We start from the raw sequence: 2,925 nt of genomic DNA, 5'->3' as shown, positions 1-2,925 counted from the left end.
GCAATGGGGTTTGGCAAGGTAGGATAAGGTAGGATTTGGTGCACTCACGAATCGGTCTTTTGGCGCGTCCCCCAGGCCAGCCGAAGTGCCCGCCGAACATCAAGTGGTTTATAGATCATGCAGAAACAAGGATTTATGAAAGTCGGACCTGTCCCGCTATCTTTTCCGGGAACGCGCGGTCTTGTGGTGCTGGGAAATAAATCGGGAGAGACGACCGAACCGCAAGGCGACGCGGCAAAAGACCACGTTACCCGAACCTACGCATCCGATTTGTTGCTGTACCAGAATACGTTCACGAATCGCGCTCGCCTGACATCAGCCACGACGACAGAAGCACAGGACAAGAACATCTTCACGCTCCGCGCCAACAAGGGCCGCTTCATTTACTGGTCCAACAACACGACCTACGGTGGTTCTACGATGCTCGGTGCTGTCGCCGGCGGCACGGCTGACCCTAGCATTCGAGTTCAGCACGTTGTGATCGAAAGCAACCGATTCATTCAGGATCCGCGCGATTCCACCGGACTGAACAGAGACTCGCACCTGGGCCGGCTGGAATTCAACACGACGGGCAACAGTGCAGGCACGAACCCTGTGGCGAACGTGATGCTCCGCAACAACTACTTCGAGAATCCGCGGGGCCTATCGAAGCCGGAGAATCCGAATGCCCCGCGAGAACGAGGTTATGTTATCACCGGCCCAACCGAGCGCGTGTACTTCCTCCACAATACATTCGTTCACAAGCAGAACGAAGATCGCTCATCCACCCCCAACATCTTGAATAAGCCCTGGCTGCGGCTCCGTCGCCAACTCAACGGCGCGGCTTCGCTGAATGTCTTTCGTGGCAATCTGATTGTGTCCCAGCAAGCGGCGGCGCCGAGCTCGAACACGCAGCGCATCATGGACATTGATGACACCACCTCCCAAGCGCAAGCTGGAAACGGCCTGTTTATGGCTGGCCAAGTCCTCGACAACGTATTTCCGGCGGCACCAAGTAGTACTGCCTACGTCTTCAGGTTCGCAGGCACCGAACGCGCCTTCATGGGAACTTCCGGTGCTCCAAGTTGGGGGAACATTTTCAGTGACGATGAGCAGTTGAGCATCACACTCGACGGAACGTACAAGCCGACAACCTCGAACATCGATAATGCGGTGCGTGTCAACTCGTTCTTCGGTCTGATCGCAGACCTGTACGGCACGCTTCGCCCCGACAACACAGACACGCTGACGAAGGGAGCGGTGCAACGGTGATGAGGAAACAATCTTCTCCAGAATTCGGCGGGCTTGAACGCAGGTTCATCTTGGCCGCGACGATTTCAGGCTCGGGGACGCTGCTGGTTGAGGGGACGACAGCCGACGACACCATTGATGTCCGCTTTCGCGACGCCGATGTTATCGTCAACCTGAACGGAGCCGAATCAGTATTTGTGCGAGCGCAGGCGAAGCGCCTTTCAATCGCATGCGCCGATGGAAACGACATCGCGATTAACCGTACCAACTTTCGCAGCACGATATCCGGCGGAAACGGCGACGATACTCTCACGGGAGGGTCGCGCGATGATACGTTAATTGGGAATTCTGGCAGAAATGATCTGGACGGGCGCGAGAACCCGACGCTAATCGATCACTCGCAGAGTCCGACGGGTGGTTTTGAGTTTACCCCGCTAGATGACGGCAAACGGCGCATCAGTTTCGCGTCCTCCGATGGCGACGATTTCATCCGGTTGCATCCGGGTGTCCGAATTCTGCTTACCCCTGGCGACGACAGAATCGACGGGTACGGATCGGCCGAGTTCACCATCGACGCCGGCGCTGGCAACGATGCCTTTGACGGTCCGGACGAACGCCTGCCCGAAACTGGCGATGACGCGCCGATCACCGGCACCGTCACGTTCGTCGGCGGAGACGGCGATGACGACTTTGACCTGGCGAAAGAGTACATTGCGGCCACCCCGTTGATGAAGATCGTCGGCGGCGAGGGAAATGACACGGTGACGGATTTTGTTCGCGTAAGCCGCGAATACGGCGCAATCGACCTGGGTGCCGGCAAGGACCTTCAGATTGTCGGCGACATCCTCGGCGCCAACACGATCTTCATGGGCCCGGGCGTCGAAAAGTTGATCGCCGGCGAGTCGGCGCGACTGGTTTTCGGCAACTCCCTCGACAATACGATCCAGTTGTTTCACAGCAACACCGACACGCACGTCAGCGTGTATGGCGGGCAAGGCGACGACACGATCTTTATCCAAGAGGGCACTCCGCCGCTGGTGGCGTACGGTTCGGGCGGGAACGATCTGATTATTGGTGGCGAAAACAACGACACCCTTCGCGGCGGCGACGGAAACGACACGCTCTCCGGCGGCGCTGGTCGAGACAAGCTCTACGGCGACGCCGGCGACGACCTGCTCCTCGGTCGCGGCGGGAGCAACGACCGCCTCGACGGCGGCGCGGGTAATGACTCGGCCACGGCTGATACGATTGGAGATATGATCGACCTGCTGTTCGATGTCGAAACGGTGCTTTGAAAACCTTGAGCCAGCAAAAGATCATCCACGGCAATTCCGGCAACGACAACCTCCACGGCGGCAGCGGCGCCGATCGTCTCTTCGGCGGCAGCGGCAACGACACGATCAACGGCGGCGGCGGGCGCGATTTGCTCGACGGCCAAACCGGCAACGACATTCTCTACGCAAAAGACGGCCTCATCGACACCCTCGTCGGCGGCTCTGGCTTCGACCGCGCCCGGCGGGATAATACTTCTACGGTTAGAGATTTGGTGGATGGGGTGGAGGCGTTTGTGTAGGGGGCGGTTTTTTTCCGGTTGCGTACGCCGCGCGGGCGTTATCGTGCTCCTCAGTTCACCGGCGGGGTCGTCGGTGGCGGGTCGATGCCTGATGCCTGATGCTTGCGGGCGTTGATCGTGGT

At 58.9% G+C, this 2,925-nt stretch carries 3 protein-coding genes; all 3 read left to right on the top strand.

The features are described 5' to 3' along the window. Positions 1 to 117: 117 nt before the first annotated feature. From SGJ19_09990 to SGJ19_09980, 3 genes are read left to right on the top strand one after another with little or no spacing between them, the layout of a single operon-like run. Complete coding sequence (locus SGJ19_09990; protein MDZ4780570.1) at positions 118 to 1,251, top strand: hypothetical protein; 1,134 nt, start codon at positions 118 to 120, stop codon at positions 1,249 to 1,251. A 50-nt stretch (positions 1,252 to 1,301) separates the two neighbouring features. Continuing rightward, entirely contained in the window at positions 1,302 to 2,525 is a 1,224-nt protein-coding gene (locus SGJ19_09985; protein ID MDZ4780569.1) for a calcium-binding protein, read from the top strand. Beyond that, on the top strand, positions 2,522 to 2,803 hold the full coding sequence (locus SGJ19_09980) for a hypothetical protein (protein ID MDZ4780568.1): 282 nt from the start codon (positions 2,522 to 2,524) through the stop codon (positions 2,801 to 2,803). Before SGJ19_09985 ends, SGJ19_09980 begins: the two co-directional genes overlap by 4 nt. The last annotated feature ends 122 nt before the right edge of the window (positions 2,804 to 2,925 follow it).

The organism is Planctomycetia bacterium, from assembly GCA_034440135.1.
Lineage (GTDB): Bacteria > Planctomycetota > Planctomycetia > Pirellulales > JALHLM01 > JALHLM01.
This window is presented reverse-complemented; position numbering and strand designations above follow the sequence as displayed.

Bases quoted from the DNA above. Each gene is read 5' to 3' on its own strand.
- SGJ19_09990 (MDZ4780570.1), top strand. From the start codon at position 118: ATGCAGAAACAAGGATTTATGAAAGTCGGACCTGTCCCGCTATCTTTT.